Consider the following 3,318-nt stretch of genomic DNA (forward strand, 5'->3'; position numbering starts at 1 on the left):
AACAATGCTGATAATTACGTTCCCAAAAGTCATCCTCTTCAGCAAGAACAGGAGTACAGCAAAATCCAATTAGAATTGTAAATAGCTTCACGAAATTCGAACTCATAGTGCGCCTAACGCCAAGCGCACAGGAAAACGGGAGCGCTATGGCCGAAGGCCAGCGAGTGGTTTTCCTTGTGACGCGCCTTGTTAGGTAACATTGTATATTCTCGATTCTTCACTAGACAACACATGAACAAACTCGTTTGTGGTCATAACAGACCAGTGGCATAGTTTATTATGGTTTAGTGACATTACATTAGTTTGATTTGTGGCATATTCAAGAAAGCTGGAGTTTTCATATGAACCGACTATGCCATCGTCCCTAAATTGATGAAAATCCTGGAAGTGAGAACACTCGTCGTAGACTTTAAATAGAACAGCAGAAGTGAAACTAATCTGAAATTTTGTGGGATCTTTATCGTCGTCATAAGTGACCAGAGTCAACGTAAGCAATCCATCTCTATACACTAGATTATCCAACCCCCAATCTTGGTAGCTTTCCTTGTGCTCATCAATTTCCGTCTTCATGGGTTACCTAACGCTTACAATAACGGGAAAAGCTGAGCGACAGCGAGGCTTTTTCCCAATGAGCGAAGCGAATGTTGTTTATTGTTTTGTTAGGTGTTCCGCTGCTAAATATTTTGTGTGTACGCATTGATACCTATTAACACTGACTTACCTTCACCTAAATCTAAAACTCTCTTGATAGAAGAACTAAATTCGTCCAGTGAGAATGCCTCAAATTGCAACTTAAATATGGCAGAGCAAAGGTTATCAGATGATTGATTACCTGCTACCCCATTTGATATTGATACTATAACTGCTGTGTGACCAGCGGAGTCAAAACAATAAAATTTTAATTTACAATAACCATCAGTTGAGTCCTTTTCTCCAATTTCGAATATCACTTCATCAGAATTTGACTTGGGGAATCCAACCAACTGATCAGACAGATTTTGTAAGGTTTTTGGATTTATATACTGCTCCGTTTCACCCGCAAAGCTTTCATTATTAGCAGTTACCCAAATCTTTGAAGGGTCATCACGCAAAAACTTTATCTCTAATCTTGGTTCCATCTCTAGGTACACCTAACGCCCCAAGCAGGGGATTTTATGAGTGTTTTTCAGCGAGTAAAATTCCCGCTGGCTTGGCTTGTTAAGAGGCATTACGATTCATCCTTTGTGACTTTATTTTTAGATTTTGGAAAATGCTTCCAAGCAAAATAGAACAATGTGGGAGTAAGTATCAAAAGGACTGCCAACAATAAATAAACTCCGACATCCGCCCCCCAGTAATTCTTATAGCCTGCAATATTCCCTGATTCCAAATTCGATAAAAATTCAATCCAATATTGAATCAGAAACAAGGCTCCAAGCAAAACCGATGTCCAATACCATCCTTTCGATATTCTGCCGCTCATCCTTGCCTCTTAACGCCCCAATATGCCGACGAAACAAGCGCAGCGAGTTGAGGTCGGAATAATTGGCTTGTTATACGCGCTTATCAACGTAGTGCATCCCCCACTTGTTTGCTGCTGCAAGCATAAAGCTGAAATAAACAATTGAGAATACGGCACCAAGAAATGAGGCGCTACCTTGTTGAAAAAATATGGATTTAAAGACGTTTATTAACAGACAGATTAGCGAAATAAACCAAACAGCTTTCATGGCGTTGTCGTAAAGATTGTTTTTGAGAATGCCACTGTGTTGTTGAAAGCTAAAAAATAAGCTCGCTAGCTTACAAGTTAGCCAAACCATGAAGAGTGAACCTATTGAAATAAATAACGCTGAGGAGACTTCCTGAGTAGCCGCGCCAATAACAAGTGCAGCTATGCACCAAGCTAAAGGGAATTTAAACCCTAATTTTTCGGTAACGATAAGGTAATTTGGTTTTTCAGATAACATTTCTATCCCTGATACTCATAGCGTATAACGCCCCAAGCAGGGGATTTTATGAGTGTTTTTCAGCGAGTAAAATTCCCGCTGACTTGGCTTGTATGGATAATTAACCACTTAAAATATTCCTTTTGAAACACAGTTTTGGGTAAAGTGAGACCCAGGCTTTAGCAGCAACTAAAGCTGTCTATGTGGTAGTTCGGTGACTTGGTGGTTCCTCAGTTGAGAGACCGATAACAAGAGTGAACACCGCATAGGACTCCAAGCACCATACTCGAATAGTCTACTGGGTCTAGAACCCGCATTATGCAAGCAAGAGTTAGCTTATTATGAAAATTAAAACAGAGCAAAACATTAACGTTGGTGTCGATACTGGAAAGTTTCAACTCGACATTTATATTCGTCCTTTGGGTATCTATTTCACCGTAACTAACGATGAAAAAGGTATTAAAGAGGCTATTAAGAAAATAAAAAACTATGCACCAATGCGCATTGTCATTGAAGCCACAGGAAGACTTGAAATGGCCTTCATCATAGCGTGTGCTGAAGCGGGCTTACCTTTTGTAATTGCCAATCCTATTCACATAAAACGCTTCGCTGGTGCCATTGGTCAGCGTGCCAAAACAGATAAGCTAGATGCCAAGTTGATTGCTCATTATGCTGAAGCCGTTCAACCGCAGTTATCAGCACTAAAGCCTGAAATAATAAGGATTATGAGTGATTTAGTTGCCAGAAGAAATCAATTACTCAGCATGCAAACAATGGAAAAAAATCGTATTCAGATACTACCCAAACATCTCACAATGACCATAAAACCGTTCTTAACGCTATTCAAACAGCAAATAGCTAAGATTGAAGCAAAAATACTCTCATTGATTGAAAGTTGTCCTGATTACCAAGCTAAAAACGTCATTCTACAAAGTATGCCTGGCATCGGTAAAATTGCTGCTGCATCAATCATTAGCAACCTGCCTGAATTAGGTTACATCAACAGTAAACAGGCTAGTGCATTGATTGGAGTCGCCCCCATGAACAGAGAAAGTGGTTGCTATAAAGGTGTTCGAAAAATTCAAGGTGGAAGGCCCCAAATTAGAACAGTTTTATACATGGCTATGATGTCCGCCATACAATGTAACCCCGTTTTCAAGACCACGTATCAACGACTCGTTGCCGCTGGAAAACCTAAAAAAGTAGCAATTATTGCCTGTATCAGAAAGATGATAGTGATATTAAATTCGATGCTAAGAGATGGAGTGATGTGGGAAGCTCCAAAGGCTTTAAATTAGCTATTGACGCCATAGTCTCTTGTTAGTGTTGTTTACACATGCTGGTCAAAAAGGATTGAATTACCATCAGGATCTTTAATTGAGAAACTCGATGG

4 protein-coding genes are annotated in these 3,318 nt (G+C 39.8%); 1 reads left to right on the top strand and 3 read right to left on the bottom strand.

Annotated features, from left to right (window positions below; translation table 11 throughout):
• Nucleotides 1-674 precede the first annotated feature (674 nt).
• From ABKW31_RS22655 to ABKW31_RS22665, 3 genes are all read right to left on the bottom strand, one after another.
• Entirely contained in the window at nt 675-1,118 is a 444-nt protein-coding gene (locus ABKW31_RS22655; protein ID WP_348618990.1) for a hypothetical protein, read from the bottom strand.
• Nucleotides 1,119-1,207: 89 nt separating this feature from the next.
• The gene (locus ABKW31_RS22660; RefSeq protein ID WP_348618991.1) at nt 1,208-1,462 is read right to left on the bottom strand and encodes a hypothetical protein; all 255 of its coding nucleotides are present in this window, start codon (nt 1,460-1,462) and stop codon (nt 1,208-1,210) included.
• Between the two features lie 70 nt (nt 1,463-1,532).
• Nucleotides 1,533-1,946, bottom strand: a complete 414-nt coding sequence (locus ABKW31_RS22665; RefSeq protein WP_348618992.1) for a hypothetical protein — start codon at nt 1,944-1,946, stop codon at nt 1,533-1,535.
• 320 nt (nt 1,947-2,266) lie between these two features.
• Here ABKW31_RS22665 and ABKW31_RS22670 point away from each other — a divergent pair, with 320 nt between their 5' ends.
• Nucleotides 2,267-3,223, top strand: a complete 957-nt coding sequence (locus tag ABKW31_RS22670) for an IS110 family transposase (RefSeq protein WP_348618993.1) — start codon at nt 2,267-2,269, stop codon at nt 3,221-3,223.
• Nucleotides 3,224-3,318 lie beyond the last annotated feature (95 nt).

Origin of the sequence: Paraglaciecola sp. 25GB23A (assembly GCF_040012495.1) — a bacterium.
Lineage (GTDB): Bacteria > Pseudomonadota > Gammaproteobacteria > Enterobacterales > Alteromonadaceae > Paraglaciecola.

Excerpts from the sequence above, each read along its gene's own strand:
- ABKW31_RS22665 (WP_348618992.1), bottom strand. The coding sequence starts at position 1,946 with ATGTTATCTGAAAAACCAAATTACCTTATCGTTACCGAAAAATTAGGG.
- ABKW31_RS22670 (WP_348618993.1), top strand. The coding sequence starts at position 2,267 with ATGAAAATTAAAACAGAGCAAAACATTAACGTTGGTGTCGATACTGGA.
- ABKW31_RS22660 (WP_348618991.1), bottom strand. The coding sequence starts at position 1,462 with ATGAGCGGCAGAATATCGAAAGGATGGTATTGGACATCGGTTTTGCTT.
- ABKW31_RS22655 (WP_348618990.1), bottom strand. The coding sequence starts at position 1,118 with ATGGAACCAAGATTAGAGATAAAGTTTTTGCGTGATGACCCTTCAAAG.